The 15,521-nt window shown below is 70.4% G+C and carries 15 protein-coding genes and 1 pseudogene; 15 read left to right on the forward strand and 1 reads right to left on the reverse strand.

What is annotated here, in order from left to right:
* The first annotated feature begins 42 nt into the window (after nt 1–42).
* Both ACFQ91_RS16385 and ACFQ91_RS16390 read left to right on the forward strand, forming a co-directional pair.
* Nucleotides 43–2,235: a heavy metal translocating P-type ATPase gene (locus tag ACFQ91_RS16385; RefSeq protein WP_238400188.1), complete on the forward strand. Its 2,193-nt coding sequence runs from the start codon at nt 43–45 to the stop codon at nt 2,233–2,235.
* Between the two features lie 41 nt (nt 2,236–2,276).
* Nucleotides 2,277–2,591, forward strand: coding sequence for a metal-sensitive transcriptional regulator (locus tag ACFQ91_RS16390; RefSeq protein ID WP_162230274.1), 315 nt, complete (start codon nt 2,277–2,279; stop codon nt 2,589–2,591).
* Here the strand turns inward: ACFQ91_RS16390 and ACFQ91_RS16395 are convergent.
* Nucleotides 2,586–2,816: a hypothetical protein gene (locus ACFQ91_RS16395; RefSeq protein WP_198501042.1), complete on the reverse strand. Its 231-nt coding sequence runs from the start codon at nt 2,814–2,816 to the stop codon at nt 2,586–2,588. The genes ACFQ91_RS16390 and ACFQ91_RS16395 overlap by 6 nt on opposite strands.
* Before the next feature lie 41 nt (nt 2,817–2,857).
* On the opposite strand from ACFQ91_RS16395, the gene ACFQ91_RS16400 reads away from it, so the two are divergent.
* The 13 genes and pseudogenes from ACFQ91_RS16400 to ACFQ91_RS16460 all read left to right on the forward strand — a co-directional run bounded on the left by ACFQ91_RS16400 (nt 2,858) and on the right by ACFQ91_RS16460 (nt 15,362).
* A complete protein-coding gene (locus ACFQ91_RS16400) occupies nt 2,858–3,712 on the forward strand; it encodes an AraC family transcriptional regulator (RefSeq protein WP_332839531.1) in 855 nt (284 codons plus the stop codon).
* 212 nt (nt 3,713–3,924) lie between these two features.
* Nucleotides 3,925–5,031: an ArdC-like ssDNA-binding domain-containing protein gene (locus ACFQ91_RS16405; protein WP_198499350.1), complete on the forward strand. Its 1,107-nt coding sequence runs from the start codon at nt 3,925–3,927 to the stop codon at nt 5,029–5,031.
* Nucleotides 5,032–5,069: 38 nt separating this feature from the next.
* Nucleotides 5,070–5,951: a bifunctional DNA primase/polymerase gene (locus ACFQ91_RS16410; RefSeq protein ID WP_198499351.1), complete on the forward strand. Its 882-nt coding sequence runs from the start codon at nt 5,070–5,072 to the stop codon at nt 5,949–5,951.
* Complete coding sequence (locus ACFQ91_RS16415; protein WP_190247067.1) at nt 5,948–6,868, forward strand: DUF2637 domain-containing protein; 921 nt, start codon at nt 5,948–5,950, stop codon at nt 6,866–6,868. Before ACFQ91_RS16410 ends, ACFQ91_RS16415 begins: the two co-directional genes overlap by 4 nt.
* The gene (locus tag ACFQ91_RS16420; protein WP_162230269.1) at nt 6,849–7,253 is read left to right on the forward strand and encodes a hypothetical protein; all 405 of its coding nucleotides are present in this window, start codon (nt 6,849–6,851) and stop codon (nt 7,251–7,253) included. The genes ACFQ91_RS16415 and ACFQ91_RS16420 overlap by 20 nt, the downstream gene beginning before the upstream one ends.
* An 83-nt stretch (nt 7,254–7,336) precedes the next feature.
* Entirely contained in the window at nt 7,337–8,215 is an 879-nt protein-coding gene (locus ACFQ91_RS16425; protein WP_198501024.1) for a hypothetical protein, read from the forward strand.
* A 49-nt stretch (nt 8,216–8,264) separates the two neighbouring features.
* A pseudogene (locus ACFQ91_RS16430) lies at nt 8,265–9,314 on the forward strand (ParB N-terminal domain-containing protein).
* Nucleotides 9,315–9,369: 55 nt separating this feature from the next.
* Nucleotides 9,370–10,047 carry a hypothetical protein gene (locus ACFQ91_RS16435; protein ID WP_162230267.1) on the forward strand — a complete coding sequence of 226 codons (678 nt, stop codon included), beginning with the start codon at nt 9,370–9,372 and terminating at the stop codon, nt 10,045–10,047.
* A 22-nt stretch (nt 10,048–10,069) separates the two neighbouring features.
* Complete coding sequence (locus ACFQ91_RS16440) at nt 10,070–11,734, forward strand: M23 family metallopeptidase (protein ID WP_162230266.1); 1,665 nt, start codon at nt 10,070–10,072, stop codon at nt 11,732–11,734.
* Nucleotides 11,734–12,000: a DUF6112 family protein gene (locus ACFQ91_RS16445; protein WP_162230265.1), complete on the forward strand. Its 267-nt coding sequence runs from the start codon at nt 11,734–11,736 to the stop codon at nt 11,998–12,000. Before ACFQ91_RS16440 ends, ACFQ91_RS16445 begins: the two co-directional genes overlap by 1 nt.
* 130 nt (nt 12,001–12,130) lie before the next feature.
* Nucleotides 12,131–12,400, forward strand: coding sequence for a DUF6112 family protein (locus ACFQ91_RS16450; RefSeq protein ID WP_114306125.1), 270 nt, complete (start codon nt 12,131–12,133; stop codon nt 12,398–12,400).
* Between the two features lie 46 nt (nt 12,401–12,446).
* The gene (locus ACFQ91_RS16455; protein ID WP_198501025.1) at nt 12,447–13,868 is read left to right on the forward strand and encodes a conjugal transfer protein TrbL; all 1,422 of its coding nucleotides are present in this window, start codon (nt 12,447–12,449) and stop codon (nt 13,866–13,868) included.
* Nucleotides 13,869–13,874: 6 nt separating this feature from the next.
* On the forward strand, nt 13,875–15,362 hold the full coding sequence (locus ACFQ91_RS16460; RefSeq protein WP_198499353.1) for an SCO6880 family protein: 1,488 nt from the start codon (nt 13,875–13,877) through the stop codon (nt 15,360–15,362).
* Nucleotides 15,363–15,521 lie beyond the last annotated feature (159 nt).

The following is a 15,521-nucleotide window of genomic DNA, read 5'->3' on the forward strand; positions in this document are numbered from 1 at the left end:
TCTCGCATCTGGGCTGGGGTGACGAACAAAGGAGACGAGACCATGAGCAACGATCCCTCGACACGATCGCACGCCCACCCTGAGCACGTGGACGTTCAGCACGCGCACCACGACGAGCCGAGCACCCACGCCGGTCACCTCTCGCACGACCACCACCAGGGTCACGGCGAGGCTTCCGGCCGCCACCACGACGATGCCCACGCCCACCACGAGGGTCACGGCGGACATGATCATGGGCATGCCGGACACGGAGATCACGTGGGGCAGTTCCGGCGCTTGTTCTGGATCATGCTCATTCTCGCCGTCCCAGTCGTGGCGTTCAACGACATGTTCGCCCACCTCATCGGCTACAACCTGCCCGAAGCCGCGTGGGTTTCGTGGGTGTCGCCTGTGCTGGGCACGGTCGTCTACTTCTGGGGCGGCTGGCCCTTCCTGACGGGCGGGCTGAGCGAGATCCGCTCCCGCAAACCGGGGATGATGCTGCTGATCGCGCTGGCGATCACTGTCGCGTTCCTCGCGTCCTGGGGTGCGAGCCTGGGCATCCTGCACCACGAACTGAACTTCTGGTGGGAGCTGGCGCTGCTGGTGGTCATCATGCTGCTGGGCCACTGGATCGAGATGCGCTCGCTCGCCCAGACCACCTCCGCGCTGGACTCCCTGGCCGCGCTACTGCCCGACGAAGCCGAGAAAATCGACGGCGACGACGTAGTAAAGGTCGCTCCTGCTGAACTGGCCGTCGGCGATGTGGTCATCGTCCGTCCCGGTTCCTCGGTACCCGCCGATGGAAAGATCGTCGACGGGTCGGCATCGATGGACGAGTCGATGGTCACCGGGGAGTCGAAGACGGTGCGCCGGGAGACCGGCGATCAGGTGGTCGCCGGCACCGTGGCCACCGACTCCGGCCTGCGCGTCGAGGTCACCGCCACCGGCGACGACACCGCCCTCGCCGGCATTCAGAAGCTCGTCTCCGACGCCCAGGCGTCCTCTTCCCGCGCGCAGCGGATCGCCGACACCGCGGCCGCATGGCTGTTCTGGTTCGCCCTGGGCGCGGCGGCAATCACCGCCGCCATCTGGTCGCTCGTCGGCCTGCCCGACACCGCCGTGGTTCGCACGATCACCGTGCTGGTCATCGCCTGCCCGCACGCCCTCGGCCTGGCGATCCCGCTGGTGGTGTCCATCGCGACCGAACGCGCCGCCCGCGGCGGAGTGCTCATCAAGGACCGTCTCGCGCTGGAGTCCATGCGCACCGTGGACGCAGTGCTGTTCGACAAGACCGGCACCCTCACCAAGGGCGAGCCGACGGTGACCGACATCGATCCCGCCGGCACCCGGACCGAGGACGAGGTGCTGGCGCTGGCCGCCGCCGCGGAGGCCGACAGCGAGCACCCGCTCGCCCGGGCCATCGTCGGCGCCGCCCGCACCCGGAAACTCGACGTGCCCGCGGCCTCGGACTTCTCCTCCTCCCCGGCAGTCGGCGTCAAGGCCACCGTCGATGAAACCGTCATCGAGGTCGGCGGACCGTACCTGCTCGACCAGCACGAGGCGGACGAGCTCCCCGTCGCCGACGCCTGGCGCGAGGAAGGCGCGATCATCCTGCACGTGCTCGCCGACGGCGAGGTCATCGGAGCCCTGCGGCTGGCCGACGAGATCCGGCCCGAGTCCCGCGAAGCCGTCGACGCACTCCACGCAGCCGGGGTGCAGGTCGTGATGATCACCGGCGACGCCCAGGCCGTCGCCGACACAGTCGCGAAGGATCTCGGCATCGACAGGGTCTTCGCGGGCGTGCGGCCGGAGGACAAGGCCGCCAAGGTCGCCGAACTCCAGGACGAGGGCCGCAAGGTCGCCATGGTCGGCGACGGCGTGAACGACGCGCCCGCACTCGCCCAGGCCGACGTCGGCATCGCGATCGGTGCGGGCACGGACGTGGCGATCGGATCAGCCGGCGTCATCCTCGCCTCCTCCGATCCGCGATCGGTGCTGTCGGTCATCGAGCTCTCCCGGGCGACGTTCCGGAAGATGAAGCAGAACCTGTGGTGGGCAGCCGGTTACAACCTCCTCTCCGTCCCGCTGGCCGCGGGTGTCCTCGCACCGATCGGGTTCGTGCTGCCGATGAGCATCGGCGCGATCCTCATGTCCGTCTCCACCGTGGTCGTCGCCCTCAACGCCCAGTTGCTACGCAGGCTCGACCTCACTCCGCAAGCCAGCACCACCAGAATCCTCGACCGTTCCGCATGACCATGCGTCGACCGAAGCGCACCCGTTAGGAGGCCATCGATATGCACACCCCGAGCATCGCCACCGCCCCAGTAGCTCACGGCTACATCACGGAGAAGGAGCGCTATCTCGCCCGGCTCAGACGCATCGAGGGTCAGGCCCGTGGCATCCACCGGATGATCGAGGAGGACACCTACTGCATCGACATCCTCACCCAGATCAGCGCGATCACTTCCGCGCTGGAGAACGTCGCTCTCGGACTGCTTGATGACCACCTCAAACACTGCGTCGCCGGAGCCATCCAGCACGACGGCACTGAGGCCGAGGTGAAGCTCAAGGAAGCGTCCGACGCCATAGCCAGACTCGTCAAGTCATGAGGGGAACGTCATGAGCATGATTGGACGCGCGCTGCGATCCACACTCGACACCAGCGAGATCAGCGTGTCCGTGAGTCGCTGCTGCAACGCCGTGAGATGGGTCATCATCGCGACCACGAGGAAGAGCAAGAGCCGCCGATAGCGGTCGGCCTTGTCTTCGTTCCCCGGCATCACGAGAGCGCTGGGCCGACATGACATGTTACGACGCCTTGATTGCTCGGACACGCACCATCCATCGTCCGATTGGTCCAGTCGCCTACGACTGTGTGAAGATCATTGTCGTCCGGTCGGGGTCGGCGATCTTGTTCAGCGAATTTGGGGAACGACCAATCAGGCCCGGTGACGTGGTGCTGCTGGGCGCGAACGTGCTGTGCGGGTCGGAGCCGGAAGGCCACGTCACGGTCACGACGATCTACGCCGACACCGACTTCCTGCTCGATCAGCTGTTCTGGCAGCACGCCGATGTGCTCCGGGACCGTCTCGATGCGCAGGGGTTCGCTGACACGATCTACACCGAACCGGCGCAGGTACTTCGCCTCGGCGAGGATCGGGCGGGGATGTTGATGCCCTGGTTGGATGAACTCGTCGCGCTCAGCGTCGATGGCGTCTACCGGGAGCGTTTCCATCGGATGCAGGCGCTCTGGCACGCGGTCATCGACCAGATCTCGCCGTTCATCCGTATCACCCCCTACCGGACATCGCCGCACCAGCGGGCACGGCTCCGACCCACGCTGCCCAGGGACCGCCGATTCACACCGCTTCGGGCTGAAGCGCGACAGGTGCGCGATGCCCTGCAAAGCGATATCGCTCGGGGTTGGACATTGCCGGAGCTGGCGGGCATGGTGCATCTGTCCACGAAGCAACTCAGCCGCGTGTTCACGGACGCCTACGGCAAGACCCCATTGACGTATCTGACGATGCTGCGGGTCGAGGAGATGGCCCGCCTGCTGCGGGAGACCGACCTGACGATCGAACAGACGGGTCGGCGAGTCGGGTGGCGCTCCCGCAATCGCGCCTCAGCGGCGTTCCGCGAGTGCGTCGGAATCACTCCGAGCCGATACCGCGACATGAGGTCCGCAGACAGCAGTATGCCCACGTTTGAGACGTCGCTGCCCACCTAAACGACGCCATCCCGGGTCGTCACGTCCGCGGTGCTGGCAGGGCTGGTAGGCCGTTGTCTTACGTCAGGTGCCTCCGCGTTCCTGACGGCCAACTTACCGCTCTTCTGTTTGCTGACCGTCTCGACTCTCCGGATACACCTGGCTCACCTCGCAGGTGCAGGACCAGCCGCCCACACCCCAGGTGGCTGGGTCTACCGGGAGGAGGCCGAACGATGGCGACGAGGCAAGAGGAAGCCCGCAAGAAGCGGGAAGCGAAGCTCGACGAGCTCCACGAGCGCCTGACCGGCGCGGTCGAACAGCTCGTTACGGGTGAGGACTGGGCCGAGATGCTCCGGTTCGCCGCGAAGTTCCGGTCCCGCTCGTTCAACAACGTTCTGCTGATCTGGGAACAGCACGCGGCGAACTTCGAGGCCGGCCGGGTGCCCGAGCCGTTCCCGACCTACGTCGCCGGCTACCGGCAGTGGCAGCAGCTCGGCCGGCAGGTGGACAAAGGTCAGCCCGGCTACCAGATTCTCGCCCCCGTCACCGGGCGGTTCGCGTCGGCGAACCCGTCGGACCCGAACTCCTGGTATCGCCTCGGTCGGGGTGAGAAGCCGAAACCGGGCGAGGTGGTGCGCTCGCGGATGGTCGGGGCGAAGCCGGCCTATGTATGGGATGTCTCGCAGACCACGGGCGATCCGCTCCCTGAGACGCCATCGCCGGTGCTGCTCGTGGGTGAGGCGCCGGAGGGGTTGTGGGAGGGGCTGGCCGGGCAGGTCGAGGCGGCGGGGCCGACGCTGATGCGGGTGCCGCACGAGGGCATGATCGATGGCGCGAACGGCAGGACCGACTTCGAGGCGAAGACGGTTGCGGTGCGGGAGAACATGGACCCCGCCGCGCAGGTGAAGACTCTCGCGCACGAGCTCGCCCATGTGCTGATGCACGACCCGGATTCCGAGGATGCCCGTCAGCATCGCGGGATCGCCGAGGTCGAGGCCGAGTCCGTGGCGTTGATGGTCGGTGCTGCCCACGGAATGGACACCACCGAGTACACGATCCCGTACGTCGCCGGATGGGCCGCGAACGTCGACGGCAAGGAGCCGGTCGAGGTGGTGCAGGCCACCGGGGAGAGGGTACGTAAGACCGCCGCCGGCATCCTCGATCAGCTCGACACGACCCAGGTGCCCGATGGCACCCCGCCGGGCCTGAGCCGCGACGCTGCGACCCGGCAGAGCCCGGCGCAGGACGCCCCGGCCCGCGCTGCCGAGCCGTCGCCGGCGCGACGGGCGGCACCGGAGCCTGACCGTGGGCGGCGCGGGATCGAAGGGCGGGGGCTGTGATAAGCGGCCGGAACCGGTTCACCGCCGCGCTGCGGCAGATGGATGCCTCCTGGCCGCTGCCGGAGGCGGCGGTGCTGTTCGCCCGCGCCGGGGTGCCGGTGTTCCCGTGCGCGCCGGGCGGGAAGCAGCCGATCACCCGCCGCGGCTTCCATGACGCGACCACGGATGTGGCGCAGGTGGAGGCGTGGTGGGCGCGGTTCCCGGCGGCGAACATCGGGATGCCCACCGGCGCCGCCTCCGGCGTGGTTGTCGTGGACGTCGATGTGCACGGCGTCAACGGTTACGACGCCTTCACCCGCGCGCGCCGGGCCGGGCTGGTGGACGGGTGGGAGACGCTGGTGCGCTCACCGACCGGCGGCCTACACATCTACTACCCGGCCGCCCCCGGCGGTGAGCAACCGTCGTGGCAGGCCGGGAAAGCGGGGATCGACTTCCGCGGCGATCGCGGCTACATCATCGTGCCGCCCTCGCGACGCCGCATCGACGGCCAGCACGTGCTCTACAACCCGACGGCCTTCGCCCCGACCGACAGCCGGACACTGGAGGCCGGCCGGCTACGGGACTTCCTCGATCCGAAGCCGCCGCCCCGCCCACGCCGGACAGGGCCGACGGCGGCGCCGGAGGCGATGGCGGACCGGTTGGCGGCGTGGGTGGCGCGCCGACAGGAGGGCGAGCGCAACGCCGGCTTGTTCTGGGCGGCGTGCAAGCTCGCCGAGAACGGCCTGCCCCGAGACGACGCCCTCGACGTGCTGCAGGCCGCCGCCGCGCACGCCGGGCTGGGCGAGCGAGAGATCACCACGACCGTCCGCTCCGCCTACCGCGCCGTCGGCACCGCACCGCCCACGGCCACAGGTGCCGGGTCGCGGTTCGGGGCCTCGCGTCCCGTCGTGCGGGCGGCGCCGGCCAGGGGGCTGGGATGAGCACGCGGGCCGGGCGTCGGTGGGCGGTGGTCGCGGCCGCGTCGGGCACGGTGCTGATCGGCGCCGGCGCATTCTGGCTCAGCTTCGTCGCGCTGGCCGATCTGGCGGTGCGCTCGGGCATCGTCGCCGGGCAGGCGTGGATATGGCCGCTGCTGGTGGACGGGCTGATCGTGGTCGCCACCGTCGCCGTCGTCGCCCTCGACGGGCATCGGGCGGCCTGGTATCCGTGGACGCTGCTGATCGCCGGCGCGGGCATGTCGGTGACCGCGAACGCCGCCCACGCACTGGTGACCGCCGAGGCGTCCGTGCCGGGGGTGCTCGCGGCTACGGTCGCGGCCGTTCCACCGCTGGTGCTGCTGGCCAGCACCCACCTGACCGTCGTCCTCACCCGCCCGGCCACACCCACCGAGCAGGCCCCGGTGCAGGAAGCCGCTGTGCTGAGCGCCGACCCGAGTGCGCAGACCGGCGACGCTCAACGGCTGGCGCTGCCGGAGCGGTCTGCGCCCGCGGTCGACGCTGAGCCCGAGGCTCCGACAGGCCGGCCGCCCAGGCCTGCCACCGATTCGATCCCCGCGGTGCCGACCGGACCCGAACCGGAGCCGGCGCACGAGCCCACCACAGAGCCACCGGCCCCACCGGAGCCGGATACCTCGGATGAAGCCAGCACCCGCCCCGCACCTGCACAGGATGCACGCCCCGCACCCGTCTCAAGGGCCGCCGGTTCGGTCCCGGATCGACGTGCGCGAGCTGCGGCGCTGCGGGAGGCGGGCTGGTCGAACAAGCAGATCGCCCGCGAGCTCGGAGTGCACGCCTCGACCGTGGGCCGCTGGTTTCCGCGCCCCACCGGCAGCAGCGGCGAGTCAGAAACCCCAATGAAGGAAGACAAGGAGAAGGATCATGAACCCGAACGAGCATGACCACGAGCACGCGGCACGGCGTGAGACGCCGCAGGCGACACGCCCCGAGCCTGCGGAACGGGCGATGGCGCCGGATGCGATCGCCGCCGCCGATGTCGACCGCACGACCAGCCCGGACGCGGAGCGCGCTGATCCCGATCCGGCGTTGCGGAAGGCGCGCGGGGTGGACTGGGTGCGTTCCTCGGACCTGCTCGCCCGCGGCAGCGGGGTCGCCTCGCGCCTGGCGATCGACTTCGAGGCGAACCTGGCGCACAAGGCCCATGACCCCCTGGCCCGCGGGGCCAAGCGGCTGGCCCAGCGGACGCGGGAGCTGCCGCCGGTCTCGGCGTTCGGCCGCAGCACCGGCCACGACGGCGCTGGGCGTGGCCCGGTCGGGATGAGCTGAGGTGATCGGCGATGACCACGATCACCGATGCACCGGATGCCGGGGCGGGTGCGTGCACCTGCTTGCCAGGAGGTGCCGAGACCATGACGACGAACACCACGAATACTGCCGGCCCGGAGTACGTGTCCGGTGCCGGGCTGCGCGCTCTGTTGCGGCGACTGCACGCGGCCGGGGATCGGGCGTGGGCCGATGATCCGGTCGCCGCGGAGCTGATGCGGTTCTGCGCGGAGAAGTACGGCGCGTTGGCCCGCAAGCACTCGTTGGACCCGTGGGAGGCCGCCAGCGCGGCGTTCGATGTGATGCGTACCAGGTCGGCCAGGGAGGCGCATGACCCGTGGGGCGTGGTCACGCACGCGGTGCGGATCACCTGCATTGCCGAGGAACGCGCCCAGGGCCTGCTCTGCTCGACCCATCAGGCCCGCCGGCCGCATATCTCGGCGTTCCACGACGCCGAGCGCATCTCCGACCGGGAGACGCCGCTGTGGGAGTATCACCCGGCGTTCCAGGTCACCGACCCCGAACCCGAGACCGACCCCGCCGGCGGCAGCGCCGACAACGGCGACGGCGACGCCTGTGGTGGGGTGCGGGCGGGAATGTCGGCGTCGTCGGCGATGGAGGACACGATCGCGCTGTTGACGATGCTCGGCTGGGAGCCGGCGACGGCGCGGGCGTCGGTGGAGCACGTCTGCGGGGCACTGGCCAAGGCCGGGGCGCGGCACACCGCGTATGAGACGTTGCGCCGCGACCAGCACGCCCGGGCGCTGCTGGACCTGCCGGGCCGGTCCTGGACAGCGTTGCTGAAGGCGCTGCTGGGCAGCCCGCACCCGGCGTTGGCGGCGGCACCGGCCGGGCGGGGTGTGCTGCTGCGGTTGCTGATCGGCGAGACGCTGCCGGTGCTGCTGCGCGATGACGATCTCGTGCTCACCCTGTGCCTGGCTGCCCCGACCCGGCGCCGCCGATAACCGAGACCGCACACAGAGAACCGACAGGTCGGGAGAGGGGTGAGTGGTGATGGGGATCGAGCTGGAGCGCACGGTCGACTCGATCCAGGTCGGCACGCGCCACCGCACCGACCTGGGCGACATCGACGCCCTCGCGGCGTCGATCCGCGAGCACGGCCTGTTGCAGCCGATCACCGTCACCATCGACGGGGTGCTGGTGTGCGGCAGGCGGCGTCTGGCCGCGATCCGGCAGCTCGGCTGGCGCACCGTCAGCGTCTGGGTGCGCAGCGGCATCTCCGACCGGCTGGGGCATCTGCTGGCCGAGCAGGACGAGAACCTGCACCGCAAGCCGCTCACCCAGCTCGAAGCCGCCGCCTTGTACCGGGAGCTGAAGCAGCTCATGGCCGAAGACGCCGAACGCCGGCAGGTGGCCTCCCGGTTCAGCGCCGATCATCAGCCGAGTACCGACGGTGGTGGAAATTTTCCACCACCGTCGGGGCCGGTCGGAAAGGCCCGCGAGCAGGCGGCCGCGATGATCCCCGGCGGTACGTCCTACAAGACGATGGAGAAAATCGGCCACGTCCAGCACGTCGCCGATGACCCCGACGCCCCGGAGGCGTTACGTGAGCTGGCCACAACCGAGCTGGCCCGGATCGAGGCAGGCGGGCCGGTCGACCCGGCCTACCAGCGCATCCGCGCCGCGGCCGCCGAGGTCGAGCAGGCACGCCAGGCCGAGCTGCACGCCCTGGCTGAAGAAGCCGTAGCCCGCGTCACCGGCCCGGGTCGCGGTACGAAACGTAAGACGCCCGCCACCGAGACGGTGCGGGCGCCGGGCCGGTGGCCGGTGGCGGCGTTCGTGCAGACCTGGACGTCGCTGGCCGGCTGGTGGACCCACTAAGCTCCGGACGAGCTGGCCGCCGAGCTCACCGACGACCAAGCGCGCGTGTTCCTGACCGTGGTCGACGGCACGGTCGCCTTCGCCGACCGGCTGCGCCCCCTGCTCACCATCGACCCCGCCGAGGTCGGCGAGGCCGGCGATGATGCCGCCGGCGAGGAGCCCGCGCAGCACGGCGCCGCCGAAGAGGGTGCGGTGCCGCCCCGGCACCTGCGCGCCCTCTAGCCTCGCCACCCCGGCCCGCGCCGGGTACGGGGTGGAGGCCGTGCACCTGGACGGCATGAAGACTTCTGCTGCTGACATTCCGCCCCGCAAGCGCGTGATCGTGCTGATCGCCGCGGGCCTGTCCGTTCTGCTGCTGGCCGGGATCGGCGTCTACGGACTCATCCAGGGCCCGCGCACCGGCCCACCCACCGATGACGACCCGGCTGCGACGAGTGCCCCGTCTGAGGACGGCACGCCGATGCCGGGCCGGATCGTCCCGGTGGAGCGCAGCAGTGACCCGGAGACGTTCGCCCGGAATGTCGCGACGGCGGTGTTCGCGTGGGATACCGGGGCCGGGTTCATGCCGCTGGACTACACGGCGGTGGTGATGGAGGTCGCCGACCCCACCGGCACCGAGCAGGCCGGCCTCGCCAATGACCTCTCCGCCTACCTGCCTGTCCGCGAGGCGTGGGTCGATCTGCGCCAGTACGCCACCACCCAGCACCTGGAGATCACCGATGCGTTCGTGCCCGAGGCGTGGGCGACCGCCGAGGCGCAGGCCCAGCCCGGGCAGATCACCGAGGGCACGACAGCGATCACGATCGAGGGCGTCCGCCACCGCGCCGGGGTGTGGAACGACGAGCCGGTCGCGTCCGAGCACGAGGTGGCGTTCACCGTGTTCGTGATCTGCGAGCCCGCCTACGACACCTGTCATCTGCTGCGGCTGTCCGAGCTCGACAACCCCCTGCGCTGACCCGGACGAAGGAGGGGTTGTTGTGGTGAAGAAGCTCGCGATCGTGCTGCTGGCGCTGGTGCTGGCGGCGCCGTTGTTGTCGATGGTCGGGATCGGGCTGCTGATGAATCCCGCCCTCACCTCGACCTGCACCGTCCCCGGCGGGGGCTTCACCGTCGGAGAGGTTCCCGACGAGCTGACCGTGCGCACCCGCGACGGTGAGGAGTTCACGCTCACCAAGACCCAGCTGACCCATGCGGCCACCATCATCGAGACCGGCTCCGGCATCGACGGGGTGAACCGGGACGGGCTGCAGATCGCGATCATGGCGGCCCTGACCGAATCCACGTTGCGCCAGCTCGCCAACCCGAGCGCCTACCCGGAGTCGGCGGAGTATCCCAACGACGGCAACGGCAGCGACCACGACTCGTTGGGGCTGTTCCAGATGCGCCCGCAGGCCGGCTGGGGCACGGTCGAAGAGCTGATGGCCCCCACCTATCAGGCCGAGGCGTTCTTCGGCGGCCCCGGCGGCCCCAACGCCGGCTCGCCGCGGGGCCTGTTGGACATCCCCGGCTGGGAAGACATGGGCAAGGGCGAGGCCGCCCAAGCCGTCGAGGTGAGCTCGTACCCGGACCGGTACGAGAACTACAGCCCCGTGGCCGTGACGATCCTCGACGCCCTGCTCGGCACCGATACCGGTCCCGCCGCTGGCGATGACCCTGAGGCGGTGCCCGCCGTGGCCGGGGTGACGGAGTCGTCGCGGGTGGTGTTCCCCCTGCCGGAAGGCACCTGGACGCCGACCAGCCCGTTCGGGCCGCGCGTGCACCCGATCACCGGGGAGCAGTCCTTCCACACCGGCAGCGATTTCTCCGCCGCCGACGGCACGCCGATCCTCGCCGTCGCCGACGGCACCGTGACCGTGGCTGAGTTCTCCGGCGGCTACGGCGGGCTGGTCGTCATCGAACACACGATTGACGGCGACACGGTGGCGACCGCGTACGCGCACTCCTGGGAGCACGGCATCCACGTCAGCGCGGGCGACCAGGTGACCGCGGGCCAGCACATCGCCGACGTCGGTTCGAGCGGCATGTCTACGGGGCCGCATCTGCACTTCGAGGTCCGCCAAGGCGGCACCGACGGCGACTACATTGACCCCGCCGCGTGGCTGAACGACCACGATGCCGCCGATCTGCCCGAGGCCGAGACGGGCCCACCCTCCGGTGGCTGCGACCCCGACACCGGATCACCGGGTGGGGAGCCGGAGCCGTTCACCGGCGAGAACCCGGACGAGCTGGTGGAGGACCCGACCACCGGCGGGCAGATCACCCGCCGCACGCTGCACCTGTATCAGCAGACCTCGGCGGCGTTCCCGGACACCACCTGGGCCTGTTTCTCGCCCCGCCCCGGCAGCGTCTCCGAACATCCGCTCGGACGGGCGTGCGACATCTCTTTCGGGAACGCGATCGGGCAGCTGCCCACCCCGGCGCAGCATGAGCTCGGCTGGGAGGTCACGAACTGGCTGCAGACCCACGCCGAGACCCTCGGGGTGGAGTACCTGATCTGGGATCAGAAGATCTGGTCCCTGGCCCGCGACAGTGAGGGCTGGCGCGACTACGACGGCGGCGGCATGCACGACGCCGACGACATCACCGGTGGGCACCGCGACCATGTGCATCTGACAGTCGCTGATTCGGGCGGGGGCGCGTGATGGACGTGTTCCCCGATTTCGAGGGGCTGGCCGGGATCGGTGAGATGGAAGAGGTCATCGGGGCGCTGCTGATGTTCGTGCTCATCATCGCCGTGCTCATGCTCATCGTCTCCGGCATCGCCTGGGCGATCGGCGCGTCGACCGGGAACTATCAGGTCGCCTCCAAGGGACGTGCGGGTGTGCTCGTCGCGCTCGGCGCGGCGATCCTCGCCGGCAGCGGCGTCGCCTGGATCAACTGGCTCGTGTCGGTCGGCGAACAGCTCTAACCCGGACACCACGCGCGCTGCGCCCACCCTCGGCGGACTCGTCCGGGGGTGGGCGCTTTCTCGTGCTGGCGGGTCGGGGTGCACCTGGTGGCAGAACCATCTTTCCGTCTTCGTCCAGAGGAGTTCTGCCGTGATCGACATCGACCCCAACAGCTCGGGCCTGCCGGGCATCGACCAGCTGCGCGACATCGTCGGCGCCGTGATGACCGTCGGCCTCATCCTGTCCGTGCTCGCGCTGATCGTCTCGGCGATCGTGTGGGGTTTCGGCTCCAACTCCTCGAACCCGCACCTGGCGGGCCGGGGCAAGATCGGCGTCCTCATCTCCTGCGGCGCGGCCGTGATCTGCGGCGCGTCGGTGACGCTCATCAACTTCTTTTGGGACGTGGGCCAAGCGGTGTGAGCACCCGCCCTCCTCTCACACCCCTGTCCTGTAAGGGAGGTTCGTGATGGCGCTGTGCGATATCCCCGTCATCTCCAACGTGTGCGACTCGGCCGGTGAGGCGGCCGCATCGCTGGTCTCGGCCCCGTTCGACTGGTTCGCTCAGGCGGTCGGCGGCGCCGCGGGCTGGCTGCTGGAAGCGATGTGGGCGGTGTTCGACACCACCACGATGGTCGACGTCACCCAGGACGGGTACGTGTCCGTCTACAACCTGCTGTTCGGCATTGGCATCTTCATCGTCCTGGTCTTCTTCTGCTTCCAGCTCATCCTCGGCCTCATCCGCCGGGACCCGACCGCCCTGTCCCGCGCCGCCCTCGGTGCCGGCAAAGCCGTGCTCGGCAGTTTCGTGGTGATCACCCTGGCCGCGCTGGCGTTGGAGATCACCGACCAGCTGACCATCGGGATCATCCAGGCCGCCGGGGAGACGACCGGCACGATGGGCGACAAGATCATCCTGCTCGCCGCCGGCCTGACCGCGATCAACATCTCCGCACCGGGCGTCGGGGCGATCGTGACGATCTTCCTCGCCGGGCTGATGGTGGCCGCGACCGCGATCGTGTGGTTCTCCCTGTTGATCCGCAAAGCGCTGCTGCTGATCGCGATCGTCCTCGCCCCGCTCGCGTTCGCCGGGGCGGCGTGGGATGCGAGCCGGTCGTGGATCGGGAAATGGGCGGCGTTCGTGCTCGCCCTGATCATCAGCAAGCTGGTGCTGGTGGTGGTGCTCCTGATCGCGATCACCCAGATGGCGACCCCCATCGAGGCCGATCTGACGGCGATCACCGAACCGATCACCGGCATCGTCATGCTCGCGATTGCCGCGTTCGCGCCGTACATGGTCTATCGCGTGATCTCTTTCCTCGGCTTCGACCTCTACAACACCATGGGCGCCGAACAAGAGGCCAAGAACGCCATGAACCGGCCCGTCCCCGTCCCGGCCACGCCCTCCGGCGATGGCCCGAAGCGCATCCTCGACGGCGGCGGTGGCGGTGGCGGTGGTGGTGGCGGGGATGATCCGCCTCCACCCGGCGGCGGAGGCGATGGCGGCGGGGGGAACCCGCCCCCACCCCCTCCCGGCGGTGGCGGGGGTGGAACTCCGCCGCCCCCACCCGGAGGCGGCGCCGGAGCAGGCGCCGGAGCAGGGGCGGGTGCGGGTGGTTCCGCTGCCGGTGCCGGAGCGGCTGCCGGGCCGGCCGCGGCGGTGGTGATCGGCGCGCAGGTCGCGAAGAAGGCCGCGACCGCCGGCCCCGAGGCCGGCGCGCAGATCGGCGGACAGGCCGAGGCCGCCGCCGATGGCGCGAACCAGAACACCCACAACACCGGCGCCGGCACGGACTCGCGGGTGCCGCCACCTCAGACCCCGCCGCCGAACGCGCCCGACGGGCTGAAGCCGCCCGACAGCGACAGCCGCCCGCCGAGCAGGAAGGAATGAACCGCGATGGCCACGAAACACAGCACGGGGGACAGCAGCGCCCAGGCCGGGTCGGGGGCGGAGCTGGTGCCGGTGAAGTTCAGCCGCCTCACCCGCCGGGGCGTGCTGCTGGGCCTGTCCGCGTCGCAGCTGGTGACCCTCGGGATCGGGGTGCTGACCCTGGTGGGCGCGTTCTACGCCGGCGGCGGCATCCTCATCGCCGCCACCGCCCCGGTGTGGGTGCTGTCGGTCGTGCTGACCTGGATGCCGGTCGCCGGCCGCCCGGTCGTGGAATGGATACCCGTGGCTGGCTGGTGGCTGTGGCGCAGCACCGGCGGGCAGCTCGCCTACCGGCGCCGGATCGTCGCCCCCAGGCCGGCGGGCACGCTCGCCCTGCCCGGCGACCAGGCGAGGTTGCGCGAGCACGTCGACCCGGAGACCGGGGCCGGGATGATCCACGACCCGCACCAGCACACCCTCACCGTCGTCTGCGAGGTACGGCATCCCGCGTTCGTGCTGCTCGACCCGGCTGAACAGCACCGCCGTGTCACCGCCTGGGGCAGGGTGCTGGCCACCGTGTGCCGGTCCGGGCGGATCGCGACCTTGCAGGTGCTGGAGCGCACCCTGCCGGATTCGGGCACCGGGCTGGCGGAATGGTGGGCAGCGCACGGCACCCGCGACGGCTCCTGGGCCGCGACGACCTACCAAGAGCTGATCGAGCGGGCCGGTCCCGCCGGGGAGCGCCACGCCACCACCCTGTCCCTGTCGCTGGACATGCAGGCCGCCGCCCGGCAGATCAGGACCGCCGGCGGCGGGCTGCGCGGGGCCGCCGCCGTGCTCCGCCAAGAGATGTCCACCCTCACCGCCGCGCTGCGCTCGGCCGACCTGACCCCGGCCGGGTGGCTCACCCCCGGCCAGGTCGCGGTGATCCTGCGTTCCGCCTACGACCCTGCCGTGGCCGCGACGCTGGAGCGGCACGGGGAGCTGGGCCAGTCCCTCGCCACGGCGGGGCCGGTCGCGGTGACCGAGACCTGGACGAGGCTGCACACCGACTCGGCGTATCACGCGGTGCTGTGGGTCAGCGAATGGCCACGGTCGATGGTGTATCCGGGGTTCCTCGCCCCGGTCGTGCTCTCCTCCGGGATCGGGCGGGCACTGTCGCTGATCTACACGCCGATGCGCACCGACCAGGCCGCCCGCGACATCCGCAAGAAGAAGGTCGAACACATCTCGGATGCCGCCCAACGACGACGGATCGGGCAGATCGAGGACGCCGCGCAGACAGCCGAATACGAGGACGTGCTCCAGCAGGAGGCCGACCTGACCGCCGGGCACGGGGTGCTGCGCGTCACCGGCCTGGTCGCGGTCTCCGCGCCCACGGACGAGGAACTGGATGCGGCGGTCTCAGCGATCGAGCAAGCCGCCATCCAAGCCTCCTGCGAAACCCGCCGCCTGGTCGGCCAGCAGGCCGCCGCGTTCACCGCCGCCGCCCTGCCGCTGGCCCGCCACGTGTGACGACGTTCAGCCGTTCTGCTGGGTCACCGTCGTTCGCGAGAAGTGAGCATGTTCGGGAGCAGTATGGGACTGCCGCACGCTCAGGTGACAGTTGGGGTGTCAGGCCGCGAGATCCACGGCGGGGTTCATGATGGTCTCGTATTCGATGGGGGTCAATCG

The sequence above is a fragment of the Brevibacterium sp. NPDC056726 genome (genome assembly GCF_042790515.1).
In the GTDB taxonomy this organism is placed as follows: domain Bacteria; phylum Actinomycetota; class Actinomycetes; order Actinomycetales; family Brevibacteriaceae; genus Brevibacterium; species Brevibacterium sanguinis.

What these genes read in the sequence shown, in the direction of transcription:
- ACFQ91_RS16385 (WP_238400188.1), top strand. Translation starts at nt 43, where the DNA reads ATGAGCAACGATCCCTCGACACGATCGCACGCCCACCCTGAGCACGTG.
- ACFQ91_RS16390 (WP_162230274.1), top strand. Translation starts at nt 2,277, where the DNA reads ATGCACACCCCGAGCATCGCCACCGCCCCAGTAGCTCACGGCTACATC.
- ACFQ91_RS16405 (WP_198499350.1), top strand. Translation starts at nt 3,925, where the DNA reads ATGGCGACGAGGCAAGAGGAAGCCCGCAAGAAGCGGGAAGCGAAGCTC.
- ACFQ91_RS16410 (WP_198499351.1), top strand. Translation starts at nt 5,070, where the DNA reads ATGGATGCCTCCTGGCCGCTGCCGGAGGCGGCGGTGCTGTTCGCCCGC.
- ACFQ91_RS16415 (WP_190247067.1), top strand. Translation starts at nt 5,948, where the DNA reads ATGAGCACGCGGGCCGGGCGTCGGTGGGCGGTGGTCGCGGCCGCGTCG.
- ACFQ91_RS16420 (WP_162230269.1), top strand. Translation starts at nt 6,849, where the DNA reads ATGAACCCGAACGAGCATGACCACGAGCACGCGGCACGGCGTGAGACG.
- ACFQ91_RS16425 (WP_198501024.1), top strand. Translation starts at nt 7,337, where the DNA reads ATGACGACGAACACCACGAATACTGCCGGCCCGGAGTACGTGTCCGGT.
- ACFQ91_RS16435 (WP_162230267.1), top strand. Translation starts at nt 9,370, where the DNA reads ATGAAGACTTCTGCTGCTGACATTCCGCCCCGCAAGCGCGTGATCGTG.
- ACFQ91_RS16445 (WP_162230265.1), top strand. Translation starts at nt 11,734, where the DNA reads ATGGACGTGTTCCCCGATTTCGAGGGGCTGGCCGGGATCGGTGAGATG.
- ACFQ91_RS16455 (WP_198501025.1), top strand. Translation starts at nt 12,447, where the DNA reads ATGGCGCTGTGCGATATCCCCGTCATCTCCAACGTGTGCGACTCGGCC.
- ACFQ91_RS16460 (WP_198499353.1), top strand. Translation starts at nt 13,875, where the DNA reads ATGGCCACGAAACACAGCACGGGGGACAGCAGCGCCCAGGCCGGGTCG.